This is a genomic window from Oceanibaculum sp., from assembly GCF_022449305.1.
Taxonomy (GTDB): Bacteria; Pseudomonadota; Alphaproteobacteria; order Oceanibaculales; family Oceanibaculaceae; genus Oceanibaculum; species Oceanibaculum indicum.
On sequence record NZ_JAKUSO010000021.1, the window covers coordinates 36,476 to 54,938 of the forward strand.

The following is an 18,463-nucleotide window of genomic DNA, read 5'->3' on the forward strand; positions in this document are numbered from 1 at the left end:
GTAGCCAGGATTATTATCCGCCTGATCCGGCCCGGAAATGCCGAGCCGGAGGCGTGAAGTGCCGTTTTTTCTTTATGTAGTAGGGGGAATAGGCTAACCCTACCATTCATAGCGGCTGACGCATTTATCCACCACCCATTGGCGACGCCCGCATGCAACATCTCACTGTCGAGCACAGCACCATCTATCGCTACGCGCGTCCCGTGCGGTTCGGCGAGCACCGGCTGATGTTCCGCCCGCGGGACAGCCATGATATCCGGCTGATCTCGACCGGCATCAAGATCACGCCACCGGCGGAAATCCGCTGGCTGCACGATGTGTTCAACAATTCCATCGCGATTGCCTCCTTCTCCGACATGGCGGACACGCTGGAATTCGTGAGCACCATCACGCTGGAGCATTATGGCGGCGATTATCCGGACCTGACGCTGGCGCCCTATGCGCGGATTTTCCCCTTCACCTATTCGGGGGAGGAGATGGCGGATCTCGGCCGCACGCTGGAGCGGCATTACGAGGACCCGGAGCATGAAGTGCTGGAATGGGCCCGCCAGTTCCTGAACCGGGAAGGCGAAACCCACACCTACGATATGCTGATCGCGATGAATTCGGCGATCAATGCGCGATTCTCCTACGCACGGCGCTACGATCTCGGCACCCAGCCGCCGCTGGAGACGCTGCGCAAGGGTAGCGGCAGCTGCCGGGACTTCGCGCTGCTGATGATGGAAGCGGTACGCAGCCTCGGCCTCGCCGCCCGGTTCGTCTCCGGCTATCTTTATGATCCGGTTCTGGATGGCGGCAGCGAGTCCATGGTCGGTGCCGGCGAGACGCACGCCTGGGTCCAGGTCTATCTGCCGGGTGCCGGCTGGGTGGAGTTCGACCCGACGAACGGGCTGATCGGCGGCGCCAACCTGATCCGCGTCGCGGTGGCCCGCGATCCGTCCCAGGCGGTTCCGCTGCAGGGCTCCTTTTTCGGTGCCGCCAGCGACTTCATCGATATGGAAGTGAAGGTGACGGTCACTGCCCGCCAGGCAGGGCAGGGGGCTTCCCCGACATCACGGCCGCTGGTGGCGACGCTCTAGAGGTTTCCTCAGTTCTGGGCGGCGGGCACGAAGGTGCGTTCCGCCGGGAAGCGGACGGTAACGGTGGTGCCGGTGCCCGGGGTGCTGTCCAGCACCATGCTGCCGCCATGCAGCTCAACCATCGACTTTGTCAACGGCAGGCCAAGGCCGGTGCCGTCATATTTGCGGTGCAGGCTGCTGTCGATCTGGGTGAAGGGCAGCATCGCCTTCTTCAGGTCGGCTTCGCTCATGCCGACGCCGGTATCGGCGACCTTCATGACAATCCCGCCCGCCTCAAGCTGAGCGGACAGCGTCACCGTGCCACCCGGCCCGGTGAATTTGATCGCATTGGACAGCAGGTTCAGCAAAATCTGCCGCAGCCGCTGACGGTCGCCCCGCAGGCCGGGCGTATCCGCCGGCAGCGACTGCTCCAGCGTCAGTTCGGCGCCCTGCAGGCGCGGTTGCAGAAGGCGCGTGCAGGATGCGAACAGCTCCGACAAATCAACCACCTCGTCGATCATGTCGATCTTGCCGGCCTCGGCCTTGGACAGGTCGAGGATGTCGTTGATGATACGCAGCAGGTGATTGCCGCTGTCATTGATGTCGGTCGCATATTCCCGGTAGCGCGAATCGCCCAGCGGCCCGAACAGCTCGTCGCGCAGGATTTCCGAGAAACCGATCACCGCGTTCAGCGGCGTGCGCAGCTCATGGCTCATATTGGCCAGGAACTCTGACTTGGCACGGCTGGCGGTCTCGGCGCGGTCCTTGGCCTCATAGAGCTGGATCTCGGTCATCTTGCGGGCGGTGACATTGGTCAGCGCGCCGACCGTGCGATAGACACCCTCCGGCCCGCGCAGCCCGGCGCCGCGGTCATGTACCCAGCGGATGACGCCATCGTCGCCGTGAATACGGTATTCGCAGGAGAAGCGCTGATTGACGCCCGCCAGATGCGCCTCCCAGGCATGGCGGTAGCGCGGCAGGTCTTCGTCATGCACGCGCTCCAGCCAGTGTGCCCGGGGGATCACCGCCTCGTCGCCGAGGATGCCCGCCACCTCCCGGAAGCGCGACGAGACAAACAGCACGTCGCCCTGGCTCTGCACCCACTCATAGACGCCCTCATTGGCGCCGGCCAGCAGCAGCGCGTGCCGCTCCTCGCTGCGCCGCAGGGCCTGTTCGGCCAGCTTGCGTTCGGTGATGTCGGTGGCGCCGCCGATCAGGCGGATGACACGGCCACTGTCCGGGTCGATGTCGGGTCGGGCATAGACACGCAGCCAGCGCATGACGCCGCTGGGGTCGATGATGCGGAATTCGTCGGTGGCCGGGTGCCCTTCCATGATGCGCTGCCGGCGCTGGCGCAGCATGCCGATATCTTCCGGATGGGCGTGGTTGCCCCACCAGACGTCCGGCACCTTGTCGGCCAGGGGGATGAAATTCTCGCCGCCCAGAGAGCCTGCGTGCCATTCCAGATTGGCCGTGCCGTCCGGGTCGATGCGATAGGAATAGACCAGGTCAGAGGTCAGCTCGGAGATCACGCGGTAGCGGTGTTCGCTGGCATCGCGCAGGGCCTCGTCGCGCTTGCGGCCGGTGATGTCGCGGCCAACCCCGCGATAGCCGGTGATTGTGCCCGCCTCATCGCGGATCGGCACGCCCGAGGCCTGGACCCAATAGCGCGCGCCATCCGACCCCAGGAAGGAATATTCCAGGTCCTGGAACGCCTCCCCGCGATCCATATGCGCCTGCACCTTCCCGACGAAGTCGGTGTCTGCGTCAATGGAGGCCAGCAGGTCGTGCCGGCTGTGTCCCAGCAGCGTTTCCTTCGACCAGTTGCGTTCGGCAAATGGTCCGGTCAGCCGGCGGAACTCCAGGAAAGTATAGGTCTGGGTCATGTCGGTTTCCCAGAACCAGTCCGCGCTGCACTGCGCGAAATCCTGGAAGCGCTCCTCGCTGAGCTTCAGGTTCTGCTCGATGCGGTAGCGTTCCGTGATGTCAGTATAGAGCGTCACAAAGCCACCATCGGGCAGCGGCGTGTCGCGGATTTCCAGCACCGTGCCGTTCGGCCGCCGGCGCACGAAGATTCGCGCCTTCGCCTCGCGTACGCTCGCCACCCGTTTGGCGACGATGGCGTCGATCTCGCCGCTGCCATGTTCGCCGCGTTCGGCATTCAGGCGCACCAGCTTCTCGAACGGATCGCCGATGGCGAACTGTTCCGGTGTCAGGTCCAGCAGCTCAAGGAACCGCTTGTTGAAGCTGGTCAGCCGCATGTCGCCATCGATGATGGCGATGCCCTCCGCCATATGGTCGAAAGTGGCCCGCAGCATCGCGGCATTGCGGTCCGACACGGCCTGCGAGCGCGCGGTGTCGGTAACATCCGTGCAGACGCCGCGATAGCCGGTAAACCGGCCTTGCGCGTCGAAGCGCGGGTTGCCGTTGGCGCGAATGAAATGCCGTTCGCCCTTCGGGTCGATATACAGGAAATTGAAGTCGCGGAACGGCTCGTGCGCATTGGCCGTCGCCAGCTGGCGCTGCCAGAGCGGCAGGTCGAAGGCCGCGTTCAGGACGTCGAAGACGGAACGGCCATAGACCTGCTCCGGCGGCAGGCCCAGCACTTCCAGGCCGCGGCTGGAGATCATCGTGAACCGGTGCTGCGCGTCGGTCTCGTAGATCCAGTCCGCGACCACATCCAGGAAGTCGCGCAGCCGGTTTTCCACGGCCTGCAGCTGGTTGCGCAGCAGGGCGTTCTGGCTCGCCAATTCATCCAGATGCGTTACCGGATATATCGATACCGACTCCGTCACACGAGGACCCTTTCGCCCGACCGCGGGCACAAATCAATGGCACCGGGACTCTGCCCGGAATCATACATGAAAGGGACAATAGACGGTATTTCTTAACAAAGACTTAGCCAAATAGATTGGGGTACCGCGCATTGTGACAGGGCTGCGGCAGCCGGCCATAAACTTGCCGTGCCACCCCCTTATCCCTGCCATTCCGGAGGCCTATCCGGGACAGGTCATGCGCCGCACGGGCCGGCAGTTCGCCCAAACAATGGCCGGGCGGCGGCAGGACATCATCATGCGAGAGAGGGAAGTGACATGCTGGATGCGCTGCGCCGTCGCAAGACGGAAGACAAGAACGATTCCGACGGAAGGCAAGAGGCTCAGAGCCCCACCCCGACCACCTCATCCGCCCCGACACAGAAGGCAACAACCATGGAAAACAGGAAGCCCGCCAGCCCGACGGGTGGTTACATGCCGGTACCGGATCGCCGACCGCCGGCCATCCCGAAGCCCTTCGGCGGTTCGTCCGCCGACAATGAGGAGGAGGGCAGCCGGCTGATCGTCGGCCGGAATATCCAGCTGAAGGGGGAAATCACCGCCTGCGACACGCTGGTCGTCGAAGGCCGGGTCGAGGCGTCGATGAACAGCCGCATGATCCAGGTGTCGGAGGCGGGCCTGTTCGACGGCGAGGCGACGGTGGAAACGGCGGAGATCGCGGGACGCTTCGAGGGCAGCCTGACCGCGCGCGAAAGGCTGCTGGTACGCTCCACCGGCAAGATCACCGGCAAGGTCCGCTATGGCCGTGTGGAGATTGAGGATGGCGGCGAGATCGCCGGCGAGATTGGCGTGCTGTCGACCGATGCCCGGGAAAAGTCCGGCGCCACACCGGCGTCACCAGGGACGAAATCGGGCGATGGGGCCGCTGCGTCGGCCCGGCCACCGGTGCCGAATGGCGCAGATTCTCCGCTTGGCGCAAAGGCCAGCGTCGGCTGATAGCGATGGTGCGGGAAAATGGTGGAGCCGAGGGGAGTCGAACCCCTGACCTCTAGAGTGCGATTCTAGCGCTCTCCCAACTGAGCTACGGCCCCGCCGGTGGGAAGCGGCGATATAAGAGAGATCGTCCGCCCCTGTCAAGCGCCCCTGTTAAGAAGGGCGGTGCGGCAGAATCCAAAGAACTGCCGCACCGCCGTTTTCACTGCCGTCAGACGGCGGCGACGACGCCGATCTCGACCCAGAAATCCGGGGTGGCGAGGTTGGATTCCACGCAGGCGCGCGCCGGAGTGTTGCCCTGTGCAACCCAGGCATCCCAAACCGCGTTCATCTCATTGAAGAAACGCATGTCGGTCAGCCAGATGGTGGCGGACAGCAGCTTCGTCTTGTCGGTGCCGGCCTCGGCCAGCAGCGCGTCGATGCGGTCCAGGATGTTCTTGGTCTGCTCGGTGACCGACTTGCCCGGCGCATCGATGGCGACCTGGCCGGCGAGATAGACGGTGTTGTTATGAATGACGGCCTGGCTCATCCGCGGGCCGGCCTGGAGGCGCTTGATGCTCATGTCGCGTATCCCTTGCTTGGTGATGGAACGGCGGGCGGCGCCGGGAGGCGCCATGCCGAGGAAAGTGGCCGCATGGTGCGTCAGGCCGGCGCGCCATGCAACCGCTGTCGGGAGTATGCGCGCATGCATGTGGCGAATTCTCCGGTGATGCGTCGGACGAATGGCGATATGCTTCCCCTAACCCCATGTGGGGATTCCATGTGGGGAATGGCCGGGGAACGGACCAAAACAATCAAGGAGCGGCGACATGACCTTTCGCAACATTCTGGTGCCGATCGAGGATAGTGCACTGCTCCCCTCCATGCTGCAGTGCGCCTTCCTGACGGCGAAGCGCTTTGCCGGCAGCATTGAGGGCATGCCGATCCGCCGTGCCCTGCTGGAGGTGGTGGCCGTCGGCCCTGACGGGTTCGTCGGCGCGACCGCGCATCTGGTCGAGGATTTCGAGCGCGACGAGGCGACCCGCGCGCAGCGTTGCAAGGACAAGTTCACCGGCTTCATGAAGGATCACGGCATCACGCTGGTGGAGCCGCTGACCGCGATGGAGGACGTTACGGCAAGCTGGAACGAGCAGGGCGCGCCCGGCGATGCCGTGGTCGGCAATCGCGGTCGCCTGTTCGACGTGATCGTCGTTGGCCGGCCCGCCCGCGACACGTCCACGCCGCGCATGAGTACGCTGGAGGCCGGGTTGTTCGACAGCGGCCGGCCGCTGCTGATCGCCCCGCCCTCGGCCCCGCAGGCGCTGGGCGAGACCGTCGTGATCGCCTGGAACGGCAGCACCGAGACGGCGCGCACCATTGCCTTTGCTGATGCCTTTCTTAAGGCGGCGAAGAAAGTCGTCGTGCTGTCGGTCGAGGGCGCCATGGTGCCCGGCCCAACCGGGGCGGAGCTGGCGCAGTACCTCACCCGCAAGGGCATCGCCGCCGAGCACAAGGACATCCTGAACCCGGACAAGCCGGCCGGCGAGGTGATGCTGCGCGAGGCGATGGCAGCGGGTGCCGACCTGCTGGTGAAGGGCGGCTACACGCAGAGCCGCGTGCGCCAGATGATCTTCGGCGGCGCCACCAGCCATATCCTGGCAAACGCCGAGATCCCGGTCTTCATGGCGCACTGAGCGGGCTGGAGAGGTTTTTGAAGCCCCCTTGTAAACCCTCTCCCCTTGCGGGAGAGGGTGGTGAGCGTCAGCGAACCGGGTGAGGGGCGGCTCATTGAGCTGCCCTATGCTTCGAGACGTCTGCTCCAAGTGCCTTGGCGCAGACTCCTCAGCATGAGGTCACCAAGAGGCGTCGCCTTTTTTCCAACAATGACCTCGTCCTGAGGAGCGCGCTTCAGCGCGCGTCTCGAAGGACATGGGTGGAAAGCTGTTCCCCCTCACCCAGCTTCGCCTAATCTCGCCATTCGGCTCGATAAGGCTGCGCAACCCTCTCCCGCGCAAGGGGAGAGGGGTAAACAGGCTTAGGGGAGAGGGAAAGTTAGCGCTTCCGCGCTTTCTACCGCCCGCGTTTCGGTGCCTTCTTGCCACCCTGCCGGCCGCCCTTGCCGCGCGCGGCTGGCGGCTTGCCGCGCTGCATCTTGCGGACGGATTTTTTGCCGGTCAGCGGGCCGCCGGCAGCGCCTTGGGTGCCGCCGCCCAGCAGCTCGAACAGCAGGCCACCGGTCACCTGATCAGCCTCCGCCAGCCGCACCTCGACCCGGTCGCCCATGGTCAGCGTCAGCCCGCGTGCCCGGCCGATCAGCCGGTGATGCGCCTCGTCATGATCGTAATAATCCGCCGGCAGGGTGCGGATCGGGATGAAGCCGTCCGCCCCGGTCTCGTCCAGCGTGACGAACAGGCCGAAGCGCGTCACACCGTTGATGCGGCCCTCGAAGCTGGCGCCCACCCGGTCGGCCATGAAGGCGGTGACGAAACGGTCGATGGCGTCACGCTCGGCATGCGCGGCGCGGCGTTCGGTGATCGAGATATGCTCGCCCATCTCGTTGAAGCGCGGCAGTTCCTCGTCAGACAGGGCACCGGTGCCGAGCTTCAGGCCGCGGATCAGCGCGCGGTGCACCAGCAAGTCGGAATAGCGCCGGATCGGCGAGGTGAAATGCGCGTAGCGCTGCAGGGCCAGGCCGAAATGCCCCAGATTGTCCGGGCTATAGACCGCCTGCGCCTGGGAACGCAGCACGAGCTGGTTCACCATCTGCTCGTTCGGGCCGCCCTTCACCTGCCGCAGGATGCCGTTGAACTGCTTCGGCGTCATGACCTGGCCCCGGGCGAGGTTCACCTCGATGCCGTGCAGCACCTCGCGCAGCCCCTCCAGCTTTTCCGGGTCCGGTTCGTCATGGACGCGGTACATGCAGGGCAGGCGTAGGCTCTCGATGGTCTCCGCCGCGCAGACATTGGCGAGGATCATGAATTCCTCGATCAGCTTGTGGCTGTCGAAGCGGTCGCGCAGACGGATCGCTGCCACCCTGCCATCCTCGCCCAGCACCACCTGCCGTTCGGCGAGGTCCAGCTCCAGCGTGCCGCGTGCCCGCCGTGCCTCGTCCAGCGCCTTGTAGGCGCCGTAGAGCGGCTTCAGCACGCTGTCCAGCAGCGGGGCCGTCGTCTCGTCCGGGCGGCCGTCCATGGCCGCCTGCGCCTGCTCGTAGGTCAGCCGTGCGGCGGAGCGCATCAGCCCGCGCACGAACCGGTGCTTCAGCTTCCGGCCCTTCGCATCGACCCACATATGGACCGCCATGCAGGCGCGGTCCTCGTGCGGGCGCAGCGAGCACAGATCGTTGGACAGCGCCTCCGGCAGCATCGGCACCACCCGGTCGGGAAAATAGACCGAATTGCCGCGCTCGAAGGCACTCTTGTCCAGCGCGTCGGCGGGACGGACATAATGCGCCACGTCGGCGATGGCGACCATAAGGTGCCAGCCGCCGGGATTGGCCGGGTCGGGATCGGGCTCGGCAAACACCGCGTCGTCGAAGTCGCGCGCATCCGCACCGTCGATGGTGACCAGCGGAATGCCGCGCAGATCCTTGCGCTTGCCCAGTGCGACCGGCTTCGCCTTTTCCGCCTGTTCCAGCGCGGCGGCCGGAAATTCCGTCGGGATGTCGTTGGTGTAGATCGAGATCAGGCTGATCGAGCGCGGATTGCCGGTCGAGCCCAGCAGCTCGATCACCTTGGCGCTGTGCAGCCCCAGGCGCGGCGCGCGGATGATCTCCGCCAGAACCAGGTCGCCCGGCTTGGCGCCGGCGGCGTCGCGCTTTTCTATGCGGTATTCCTGGCGGTGCTTGCGGTCGGTCGGGCGCAGCACGCCGCCATCGCCGGACAAATCATAGACGCCCAGCACCCGGTTGGCCGGCCCGCCAAGCTTGCGGATGACGCGGCCTTCATAGAGGTTCGGGCCGACGCGGCGCAGCCGGGCTAGCACCCGCTCGCCGGTGGCGACGGACGGGCTGCCCGGCCGGTCCGGGGCCAGCAGGATGCGCGGCGGCTTGCCGGGCTCCTTCCAGACGGCGGGCGCGCCGACCGGCTCGCCATCGGAATCGATCTCCGTCACCTCGACCACGGCGATCTCGGGAAGGCTGCCCGGCTTCGCCACTTTGCGCTTGCGGCCCCGGTCGATGGTGCCGTCCGATTCCAGCTCGCGCAGCACCTTCTTCAGCAGCATCCGGTCATTGCCGGTGATGCTGAAGGCCCGCGCCACCTCGCGCTTGCCGACCGGCACCGGGCTTTCACGGATGAAGGTGGCGATCTGCTCGCGCGTGGGGAAGGAGGGGGGCGGTTTCTTCGCCACCTAGTCGGCCTTCCAGGGCGGAGACTGCCCCTCATCGCCGGCGGCATCAGCTTTCTTTTTTGCGGCCGCTGTTTTTGCCGGTGCCTTCTTTGCCGCAGCCTTCTTTGCCGCAGCCTTCTTTGGCGCGGCCTTCTTCGCAGCGGGGGCTTTCTTGGCGGCGGCCTTTTTCGGTGCCGCCTTCTTGCCCTTGGTGCCCCCCTTGGCGCCCTTGGCCGGCCCCTTGGCGGCCAGCAGCTCGATGGCCTGGTCGAGGGATACGGCGTCGGAGTCCATGTCCTTCTTCAGGTTGGCGCGCACCCCGTCATGCTGCACATAGGGGCCGAAGCGGCCCTTGTGCAGGGTGATCGGCTTGCCGGTCTCCGGATGTTCGCCCAGCGCCTTGGCGGCACTGCCCTTCTTGGTGGCCAGCAGATCCATCGCGCGGTTCATGCCGATGGTCAGCACATCCTCGTCCTTCGGGATGTTCACATAGGTCGAGCCGCGTTTCACATAAGGGCCGAAACGCCCGATGCCGGCGCTGATCGCCTCGCCCGATTCCGGGTCGGCGCCGATCTCGCGCGGCAGGGAGAGCAGCGACAGCGCGCGCTGCAGGTCGATATCGGCGGGCGAGACGCCCTTGGGCAGGGAGACCCGCTTCGGCTTCTCCTCCTTGCTCACCGCCTCGCCCAGCTGGATGTAATAGCCGTAGGGGCCCTTGCGCACGGTGACCGGCAGGCCGGTGCCGGGCTCGCTGCCCAGCTCCCGCGTGCCGCCATCGGGCAGGCCACCCTCGGCGCCGTCGCCATCGCCCGGTACCGCCAGCGGCCGTGTGTAGCGACATTCCGGATAGTTGGAGCAGCCGATGAAGCCGCCATTGCGGCCCAGCTTCAGCCCCAGCCGTCCGGTGCCGCAGGTCGGGCAGGCGCGCGGGTTCTTGCCATCGCCATTGTCGGGGAAGAAATGCGGCCCCAGATCGGCGTCCAGCGCGTCCAGCACCTGGGTGATGGTCAGTTCCCTGGTGCCGTCGATGGCGCTGTGGAAATGGTTCCAGAAGTCGCGCAGCACCTGCTTGTAGTCGATGCGCCCGCCGGAAATGTCGTCGAGCTGGTTCTCCAGCTCGGCGGTGAAATTATACTGGACGTACCGTTCGAAGAAGTTCGACAGGAAGGCGGTCACCATCCGGCCACGGTCTTCCGGCACGAAGCGGCGCTTGTCGAGCCGGACATAGTCGCGGTCCTGCAGCACCTGCAGGATGCTGGCATAGGTAGAGGGCCGGCCAATGCCCAGCTCCTCCAGCTTCTTCACCAGGCTGGCCTCGGAATAGCGCGGCGGCGGCTGGGTGAAATGCTGGCTCGGCGTGACCGTGCCCAGGCCCATCGCATCGCCCTTCGCCATCGGCGGCAGCAGGCGGCTCTCATCATCCTCGGCCGGCTCGTCCCGGCTTTCCTGATACAGCGTCAGGAAGCCGTCGAAGGCGACGATGGAGCCGGTGGCGCGCAGGGTGACCTTGCCGTCCAGCGTCGTGATGTCGGCCGCCGTCTGGTCCAGCAGGGCGCTTTCCATCTGGCTGGCGACGGTGCGCTTCCAGATCAGCTCGTACAGCTTCAGCTGGTCGCCTTCCAGCGTGCGGGCAACGTCCTTCGGCCGGCGGAACAGGTCCGTCGGGCGCACCGCCTCATGCGCTTCCTGGGCGTTCTTCGCCTTGGTGGAATAGGCGCGCGGCACCTCGGGGACGTATTTGTCGCCATAGTCGCGGCCGATCAGGCTGCGCGCGGCCCCCACCGCCTCACGGCTGATCTGCACGCCGTCGGTCCGCATATAGGTGATGAGGCCGACCGTCTCGCCGCCGATATCCACGCCCTCATAGAGGCGCTGGGCGACCTGCATGGTGCGGCTGGCGGAGAAGCCCAGCTTGCGCGAGGCTTCCTGCTGCAGGGTCGAGGTGGTGAAGGGCGGCTGCGGGTGCCGCTTGACCGTCTTCTTCTCCAGCTCGGCGACGGCATAGCGGCCCTGGCCCGCCTCGATGGCGGCGACAGCCCGCGCGGCGGCGGCCTGGTCCTTCAGCTCCATCTTGCCGAGCTTCTTGCCGTCCAGCTGGGTCAGGCTGGCGGTGAACTTGTCGCCGGCCTTCGTCGTCATCTCGGCGGCGACCGACCAGTATTCCTGCGGCCGGAAGACTTCGATCTCGGCCTCGCGCTCGCAGATCAGCCGCAGCGCGACGGACTGAACGCGGCCCGCCGAACGGCTGCCCGGCAGCTTGCGCCACAGCACCGGCGACAGGGTGAAGCCCACCAGATAATCCAGCGCGCGGCGCGCCAGATAGGCGTCCACCATCTCGCGGTTCAGCTCGCGCGGATTGGCCATCGCCTCCAGCACGGCATTCTTGGTGATCTCGTTGAAGGTGACGCGCTTCACCTCGACGCCCTTCAGCGCTTTGCGCTGCTCCAGCACCTCCTTCACATGCCAGGAGATCGCCTCGCCCTCGCGGTCCGGGTCAGTGGCGAGGAACACGCGGTCGGCGCCCTTCACCTCCTTCAGGATTTCCTTCACATGCTTTTCGGAGCGCCCATCGACTTCCCAGATCATCTGGAAATCGCGCTCGGGATCGACCGACCCATCCTTCGGCGGCAGGTCGCGGATATGGCCGAAGCTGGCCAGGACCTTGTAGTCGCCGCCGAGATACTTGTTGATCGTCTTGGCTTTCGCGGGGGATTCGACAATGACAAGATTCATGACAGGGCCGCGTAGCCTCTTTTCGTTTACGGGTCGGGCCGGCACTGGCTCACATCCCGTTTTCAGTCGGTCGTGAACCGCAACGAGACCTGGTTGCCCGGATGACGTTCCAGCCGTCCCGCGAGGTCAAGTTCAAGCAGGATCGTCAGGACGATCGATGCTGACAATTGGCATTGGCGGATCAGTTCGTCAACAGCGACGGCGGAAGGCCCTAGGAGTTCAAGGACTTGTTCACGGGCTTTGGCGACCGTTCCGTCGTCCGCGCCGGCAACCGGCGGCAGGTCGAACAGGTCGGGCTCGCGCTCGCCCAGTGGCCGGCGCAGCATCGGGGCCATCGCCTCGATAATGTCGGCGGCGCTCTCCACCAGCGTCGCGCCCTGGCGGATCAGCCGGTTCGCCCCCCGGCAGCGCGGATCGAGCGGCGAGCCGGGCACGGCCATCACCTCGCGGCCCTGCTCGCCGGCAAAGCGCGCGGTGATGAGGGAGCCGGATTTCTCCGCCGCCTCGACCACCACGATGCCATAGGACAAGCCGGAGATGATGCGGTTGCGGCGCGGGAAATGCCGCGCCGTGGGCTGCGTGCCGGGCGGGGATTCGGCGACCAGCAGCCCCTGTTGCCAGATTTCCTCGTACAGGCCGGCATTCTCCTCCGGATAGATCACGTCGATGCCGCCGGCCACGACCGCCGCCGTGGCATGGCCCAGGGCGCCGCGATGTGCCGCCGCATCAATGCCGCGCGCCAGGCCGGATGCGACGAGATAGCCGGCCTCGCCGAGGTCGCGTGCCAGCCTTTCCGCCAGCGTGCGGCCATTGGCCGAGGCGTTGCGTGCGCCGACGATGGCGATGGCCGGCCGCTCCAGCAGATGCACATGGCCGCGCACAGACAGCACCGGCGGGGCGTCCGGCACGGCGGTCAGCGCCTGCGGATAGTCCGGGTCAGCCAGGGTCAGCAGACGCGCGCCCAGCTTCTGCAGCGCCGCCATCTCGCGTTCCGCTGCCGCCCGGCTGGCGACCGCCAGCGGCTTGGCGCGGCCGCCCTGGCGGGCCAGCTCCGGCAAGGCCGCCAGCGCCGTTGTTGGGTCGCCGAAGCGCGCGACGAGCTGGCGGAAGGTGACCGGACCGACATTCTCCGTGCGGATCAGGCGCAGCCAGTCCAGCCTTTGTTCGGCGGTCGGCGGGGAGGGCAGTGCGCTGCGGGTCATACGCCAGCATGAGCGGGGCGTCGCGGCGTCGTCAAGCAAAGGTTGTGTGGTCTCATTATATACACCCTTATATGCAGCCATTGAGGGTGCCTGAGCTATCTTCTTCAATTTATCGGTGCCGTTGTGGTATCCTCGGCCCATGGCGCAAGATATGGTGGTTGCCCCCGGCTGGCGGATCGATAAGGCCATCGACGCGGAGTTCGTCGAGCTGGTCGGTGATGTCCGCGATTTTGCCGATAACCTGGAAACGCGCTGCCCGGTCGTGCTGGTGCTGGACTGCTCTGCCTCCATGGATGGCGCGCCCATCGCGGAGCTGAATGCCGGCATTGCCGCCTTCCTGTCCGACATATCGGCCGATCCGCTGACAAGGCTGCGCCTCGACCTTGCCATCGTCACCTGTGGTGGCGGGATCGGTGTCGCCAAGGGCTTTGCGCGCACACAGGATTTCACTGTGCCGGCGCTGGAGGCGGCAGGCGACACGCCGCTGGGCGGGGCACTGCTGGTGGCACTGGACATGATTGAGGCACGCAAGCGGCTCTACCGTGAGGCGGGTGTGCCCTATCACCGGCCCTGGCTGTTCGCGCTGAGCGACGGCGCGCCGACCGATGGCGAAGTATGGCGCGACGCGGCGGCGGCGATCCGGCAGGGCGAGCGGGAGAAGAAGCTGGCCTTCTTCGCGGTCGGGGTGGAGGGGGCCGATTTTGCGCTGCTGGCTGAATTGTCACCGCCCGACCGGCCGCCGCTGAAGCTGAAGGGCGTGCGATTCGGTGCGCTGTTCCGCTGGCTGTCCAGTTCGATGCGGCGGCTCTCCACCGCGCGGGTCGATCCCGACGATATCGACCTGCCGCCGGTCGAGGGCTGGGCCTGCTGATGCCGGTCGATGCCGCCACCGGCCTGCCGGTCGTGCTGGGATCGGTGCTGGCCGAGGGCGGGGAGGGCCGGCTGTGTGCCACCGACCGGCCGGGGTTGGTGGCGAAGCTCTATCATCGGCTCTTGCCGGAGCGTGGGGAAAAACTGGCGGCGCTGCTGCGCCATCCGGCGCGGTCGGTGGAGGGCGTGGCCTGGCCGGTCTCGGCGCTACGGGACGAGGCGGGGCGGACCATCGGCTTCCTGATGCCCCGCATCGAGGGCGCGCAGCCGCTCACCGTGCTGGCCAATCCGCGGCTGCGCCTCGCGCAGGCACCCGGCTTCACCTGGTATCATCTGCATGTCGCCGCGCGGCGGCTGGCCGGTCTGGTGGGGCGGCTGCACGAGGCCGGGATCGTCATCGGCGATCTGAAGCCGGAAAACCTGCTGATCGATGCCCGTGCCCGGCTGACCCTGATCGATGCCGATTCGGTACAGTTCAGTCTGGCCGGCCAGGTGCATCGCTGCGCGGTCGGGGCGGAGGGGTTCGTTCCGCCGGAGCTGGTCGGCCAGGATCTGGCCGCCATCGACCGGAGCCAGAGCCATGACCGCTTCGCGCTGGGTGTGCTGATCCACATGCTGCTGCTGGGGCACCACCCCTTTGCCGGCATCTGGCAGGGGCCGGGTGACCCGCCATCGCTCGATGGGCTGGTGCGGGCCGGACATTATCCGGGGCTTGCCATCAGCCCGCAGCGGCCGGGGCCGTTCGCGATGACGCCGAACGCGCTGCACCCGGCACTGCGCGGGCTGATGCGGCGCTGCTTCGTGGACGGGCACCGCCGGCCGGAGGCGCGGCCAAGCCCGGCGGAATGGGGAGCGGCACTGGACGAGGCGCTCGGCGATCTGGTGCTGTGTGCCGACGATACCGGGCACTTCAAGGCCGCATCTGCCGGGCCGTGTCCCTGGTGCGCGCGGCGCGTGGCGCTGGGCATCGACAGCTTCCCTGCCTCGGACGCCGCGCCGGACCTGATTGCCGGCGATCTGCGCAAGGCGTTGCAGGCTGGCGACCTGATGCGGCAGGCCTTCCTGTGGTCACACCATCCGCTGCTGTGGCAGCACAAAGAGTTTGCAGGCGAGGCCGACCGTCTGGGCCTGATGGCGGCGGCGCTGCCGGCGGTTATGCGGCTGAAGGCTGTGCTGGAACGCTCCCCCGACGATGCCGAGGCGCTGGTCGCCGCCTGGCACCGGCTGCCGGACCTTGATGGTAACCCCCTGCTGGAAGCGCTGAGGCTGCCGGATGGCCTGCCGCTGTCACAGGCCGTAGCCGAGGCAGAAGGGCGGCTGGAACGGCTGAAGCGGCTGCGCAGCAGCTTCGCCGCCGGGCCGCCGACGCCGGAAACGGCGCCCGACCTGGTGGCGGCCTACCAGATGGCGGCGGATGCCTTCGGGCCGGACAGCCGATTCCTGCGGCCCTATGCGAGCCGCGCCGAGGCTGCCGCCGCACTGATCGGGGAAAGTGCCGCTGGCGGCAAAGCGTGACTTCCCGCCAAAGCACGGTAAAATCATCCCCAATACCCAAGAGCGGCTACACATGCCGCCAACGGCTGCCTCCGCCCGGCGGAGGGCAAAGACAGGAACCGACCATGTCCAGTGCCGGCGACTTGAAGAGCAATGGCGCCATGTCCCGGCAGCGCTATACACAGGACGAGCTGGTGCCGATCCTGCAGCGGCACAAGCATTTCCTGGAGCGTAAGCGCGGCGGCATCCGGGCCAATCTGAAGATGGCCGACCTGTCCTATCTGGATTTCACCGGGGCCGACCTTTCCGATGCTGATCTGACCGGCGCCCGGCTGATCGGCGCCACGCTGAAGAACACCAAGTTTCACGGATCGGTGCTGTTTGCCGCAGATCTGTCGGAGGCTGACCTGACCGGCGCTGACATCAAGAAGTCGGATCTGCGCGGCATCCGCATGCGCAAGGCCAAGCTGATTGGCGCCCGGGTGATCGAATCCGACCTGCGCGACGGGATGCTGTTCCAGTCCAGCAAGGGCGAGCTGACGCCGATGGAGAAGGAGACCGGCACCGCCGCCGATGCCCGTTCCATCAATGCGCGCAGCGCCGACCTCAGCGGCTCCAAGCTGTCCAACGCCTTCATCATGCAGAGCGACCTGACGGACGCCATCATGCGCGGCGCCAAATTCATCCGCGCCGACATGTCGAAGGCGAACATGACCGGCTGCAACCTGCTGGGCGCAGACCTGTCGCACGCCAACCTCGAAGGCGCGATCCTGCATGGCGCGATCATGAGCCAGGCGACGCTGCTGTCCACCAACCTGAAGGATTCCGACCTGATGGGCGCAATCCTGGACGCGGTCGATCTGTCCGTCGCCAAGACTGACAATGCCCGCATGGCGCGCCGGCTGGAGAATGCCTCGGTCAGCCTGAAGAATGCCGTCGAGGAGCATGTGCTGTGGATCGACAGCGGCGGGCTGGAAGGTAAGCGTGTCGATTTCTCCGAACTCGACATGACCGGGGAGAATATCAGCGACCTCAACCTCGCCGGCGGCAAGTTCACATTCGTCGTTCTGAAGAAGGGCAATATGGCGAAGGTCGGCTTGATGATGGCCGATCTGTCCTTCGCTGACCTGCGCGAGACCGATCTGTCCTATGCCGATCTGCGCGGCGTGAACCTGTCGCGAGCCACCCTGTCGGGCGCGAACCTGACCGGCGCGCGCCTCGGGCCGGTGCCGATCGAGGGGGCGACCATCGGTTACTGGCCGTCCAAGCTCAGCCATGCTCGGCTGGACAAGTGCGATTTCTCCGGCGCCGACCTGTTCGCCGCCGATCTGGAAGGGGCTGACCTCACCGGCGCCAACCTGCGCGGCGCCAACCTCAGCGATGCCGTGCTGCTGGACGCCAACATGACCGATGCCGACATTCGCGGGGCCAAGCTGAATGGCGCCGATGTGCGCGGCGTGGTCGGCCTGCCGCGCGGCTAGAACCCGGGTATCCGCTCGGCAATATTTGCCGCTCAAGGGCCGGTCAGCGAGCAGAAAATGCCGGGATACACCTGCCCGGGGCGCAACTTGCCGGCCGTCCCGTCCATTTAACCAGCTGAAAATAAAGCGTTTTTGTAACTGGCCCGCGCCTTGCTGCTGGAAGTCCGACTTTCATGTGCGAGGTGCGACCCGATGGACCTGCAGAAGACCGACCGGCTTTATAGCGAGGCTGCCTCCTCCCTGTTCGCCCGGCGCGAGACGATGGCTCGCGACGAGGCGGAGCGCAGCGATGCGTTTCGCAGCTTCCTGAAGGACGCCGAAACACGCCGGGCGGAAGAGCGGCAATCGGCAAATCGCCGCGAGGATGTGGCGGCTGCCGGCCGTGAGCCGGCCCGCGCCGACCGCACTACGGATCGTGCCACCGACCGCGCCGAGGATCGTGCTGACCGCAAGGCCGACCAGCGGGCAGAAAAGCGTGCGGCGGCGGCAGCGGCGGCCAACGCCACCCCGCCGGCCGAGCGTCCGGCGGCTACGGCACCTGCCCAGGCCTCGGAGCAGCCCCAGGACGCAGCCGTTGAGGTTTCGCAGGAAATGACGCAGCCGAGCGATACCAAGGCCGCTGACACCAGCGATAACGCTGCCAAGGCTGCGGGCCAGAACACCACAGTTCCTGAATCGGCGCCGGCGGAGACGCAGCAGGCTGGTGCACCTGCGGTGACGGATGCCGCCGAAATGCCCGGCGACATGCCGGAGGTTCCGGAAAGCACTCCGGCCCCGGTTGCGGTTGCTGCTGACGGTACTGGCGACGGCGAGGCCACGCCGGCCGAAACTGCCGCAAAGACGGTTCAGGCGCCAGCTCCCGTCGCCGATCCGGCCGGGCAGAAAAAGGCGAAGGCGGAAACGGGGGCCGAAACTAAAAATGCGACTGGCAATGCAGCAGCCGGCACGGCGCAGGCTGCTGTGAAGGCCAGCGCTGGTGCTCAGAACGCTGGTGCTCAGGTGACTCCCGCCGCGACTGACGCTCAGGCCGTCGCGGTGGATGCTGCCGCTAGTGATGGCGCAACGAAGACAGTTCAGACGACGGCGCAGAATGCGGCCGTGCCGACGGTGGCAGGCGAGGCCAAAGAGCAGCCGGTGGAGACCGCGTCAGCCGACGCTCGTCCCACCGGTACGCCGCCGGTTCAGTCCCAGCCTGCAGAGCAGGGGACGCCGGCCCAGGCGCAGAATGGCGCCGCTACCGCCGCAGCTACCATGGGTGCCGCTGACGGCACGCCGGAGCCGGGCCTCGAATCCCTGGCGGCGGATGCCGGGCGGAGTGCGCGTGGCGCGGGCGAACCCGCAGCACCTGCTGCCTCTGGCCAGGGCGCTGGCACGCCGGCTGGTGCATCCTCGTCCGGTGGTGCGCAGGCCAATGCCGGCGGTGACGGCAACGCCAATGGCCAGGGCAACGGCCAGGCCGCCGGCCAGAATGCTGCCGCCAAGCAGCCGCAGCAGGCCGCCGGCGCGGAGCGTCCGGGCATGGCCGGGACCACGGCAAATGACAGTTTCAC

11 protein-coding genes, 1 tRNA gene and 1 pseudogene are annotated in these 18,463 nt (G+C 66.7%); 7 read left to right on the forward strand and 6 right to left on the reverse strand.

Annotated elements, in window-relative coordinates; translation table 11 throughout:
• The first annotated feature begins 152 nt into the window (after positions 1-152).
• Positions 153-1,079, forward strand: coding sequence for a transglutaminase family protein (locus MK313_RS08675; RefSeq protein ID WP_008945707.1), 927 nt, complete (start codon positions 153-155; stop codon positions 1,077-1,079).
• Between the two features lie 8 nt (positions 1,080-1,087).
• Here MK313_RS08675 and MK313_RS08680 read toward each other — a convergent pair whose 3' ends face one another.
• Positions 1,088-3,808 carry a PAS domain S-box protein gene (locus MK313_RS08680; protein ID WP_287780884.1) on the reverse strand — a complete coding sequence of 907 codons (2,721 nt, stop codon included), beginning with the start codon at positions 3,806-3,808 and terminating at the stop codon, positions 1,088-1,090.
• 459 nt (positions 3,809-4,267) lie between these two features.
• Between MK313_RS08680 and MK313_RS08685 the strand changes: the two genes are divergently transcribed.
• On the forward strand, positions 4,268-4,828 hold the full coding sequence (locus MK313_RS08685; protein ID WP_287780885.1) for a bactofilin family protein: 561 nt from the start codon (positions 4,268-4,270) through the stop codon (positions 4,826-4,828).
• A gap of 19 nt (positions 4,829-4,847) precedes the next feature.
• On the opposite strand, the gene MK313_RS08690 is transcribed toward MK313_RS08685, so the two are convergent.
• Positions 4,848-4,923 (reverse strand) — tRNA-Ala (locus MK313_RS08690).
• 113 nt (positions 4,924-5,036) lie between these two features.
• Positions 5,037-5,387, reverse strand: a complete 351-nt coding sequence (locus MK313_RS08695; protein ID WP_008945710.1) for a RidA family protein — start codon at positions 5,385-5,387, stop codon at positions 5,037-5,039.
• Positions 5,388-5,634: 247 nt separating this feature from the next.
• On the opposite strand from MK313_RS08695, the gene MK313_RS08700 reads away from it, so the two are divergent.
• The gene (locus tag MK313_RS08700; RefSeq protein ID WP_008945711.1) at positions 5,635-6,498 is read left to right on the forward strand and encodes a universal stress protein; all 864 of its coding nucleotides are present in this window, start codon (positions 5,635-5,637) and stop codon (positions 6,496-6,498) included.
• 376 nt (positions 6,499-6,874) lie between these two features.
• On the opposite strand, the gene rnr is transcribed toward MK313_RS08700, so the two are convergent.
• From rnr to dprA, 3 genes are all read right to left on the reverse strand, one after another.
• Positions 6,875-9,154, reverse strand: a complete 2,280-nt coding sequence (gene rnr, locus MK313_RS08705) for a ribonuclease R (RefSeq protein WP_287780887.1) — start codon at positions 9,152-9,154, stop codon at positions 6,875-6,877.
• The gene (gene topA / locus MK313_RS08710; protein ID WP_287780888.1) at positions 9,155-11,866 is read right to left on the reverse strand and encodes a type I DNA topoisomerase; all 2,712 of its coding nucleotides are present in this window, start codon (positions 11,864-11,866) and stop codon (positions 9,155-9,157) included.
• A gap of 62 nt (positions 11,867-11,928) precedes the next feature.
• The gene (gene dprA / locus MK313_RS08715) at positions 11,929-13,068 is read right to left on the reverse strand and encodes a DNA-processing protein DprA (protein WP_287780889.1); all 1,140 of its coding nucleotides are present in this window, start codon (positions 13,066-13,068) and stop codon (positions 11,929-11,931) included.
• A gap of 139 nt (positions 13,069-13,207) precedes the next feature.
• On the opposite strand from dprA, the gene MK313_RS08720 reads away from it, so the two are divergent.
• From MK313_RS08720 to MK313_RS08735, 4 genes and pseudogenes are all read left to right on the forward strand, one after another.
• Positions 13,208-13,939, forward strand: a complete 732-nt coding sequence (locus MK313_RS08720) for a vWA domain-containing protein (RefSeq protein ID WP_287780891.1) — start codon at positions 13,208-13,210, stop codon at positions 13,937-13,939.
• Positions 13,939-15,453 carry a helix-hairpin-helix domain-containing protein gene (locus MK313_RS08725; RefSeq protein ID WP_287780892.1) on the forward strand — a complete coding sequence of 505 codons (1,515 nt, stop codon included), beginning with the start codon at positions 13,939-13,941 and terminating at the stop codon, positions 15,451-15,453. Before MK313_RS08720 ends, MK313_RS08725 begins: the two co-directional genes overlap by 1 nt.
• Positions 15,454-15,557: 104 nt before the next feature.
• On the forward strand, positions 15,558-16,913 hold the full coding sequence (locus tag MK313_RS08730; protein ID WP_287780893.1) for a pentapeptide repeat-containing protein: 1,356 nt from the start codon (positions 15,558-15,560) through the stop codon (positions 16,911-16,913).
• Positions 16,914-17,105: 192 nt separating this feature from the next.
• Positions 17,106-18,463 (forward strand): annotated as a pseudogene (locus MK313_RS08735) (hypothetical protein); the annotation flags it as partial.

What these genes read in the sequence shown, in the direction of transcription:
- MK313_RS08675 (WP_008945707.1), top strand. Translation starts at nt 153, where the DNA reads ATGCAACATCTCACTGTCGAGCACAGCACCATCTATCGCTACGCGCGT.
- MK313_RS08685 (WP_287780885.1), top strand. Translation starts at nt 4,268, where the DNA reads ATGGAAAACAGGAAGCCCGCCAGCCCGACGGGTGGTTACATGCCGGTA.
- MK313_RS08725 (WP_287780892.1), top strand. Translation starts at nt 13,939, where the DNA reads ATGCCGGTCGATGCCGCCACCGGCCTGCCGGTCGTGCTGGGATCGGTG.
- MK313_RS08700 (WP_008945711.1), top strand. Translation starts at nt 5,635, where the DNA reads ATGACCTTTCGCAACATTCTGGTGCCGATCGAGGATAGTGCACTGCTC.
- dprA (WP_287780889.1), bottom strand. Translation starts at nt 13,068, where the DNA reads ATGACCCGCAGCGCACTGCCCTCCCCGCCGACCGCCGAACAAAGGCTG.
- MK313_RS08730 (WP_287780893.1), top strand. Translation starts at nt 15,558, where the DNA reads ATGTCCAGTGCCGGCGACTTGAAGAGCAATGGCGCCATGTCCCGGCAG.
- topA (WP_287780888.1), bottom strand. Translation starts at nt 11,866, where the DNA reads ATGAATCTTGTCATTGTCGAATCCCCCGCGAAAGCCAAGACGATCAAC.
- MK313_RS08695 (WP_008945710.1), bottom strand. Translation starts at nt 5,387, where the DNA reads ATGAGCATCAAGCGCCTCCAGGCCGGCCCGCGGATGAGCCAGGCCGTC.
- MK313_RS08720 (WP_287780891.1), top strand. Translation starts at nt 13,208, where the DNA reads ATGGCGCAAGATATGGTGGTTGCCCCCGGCTGGCGGATCGATAAGGCC.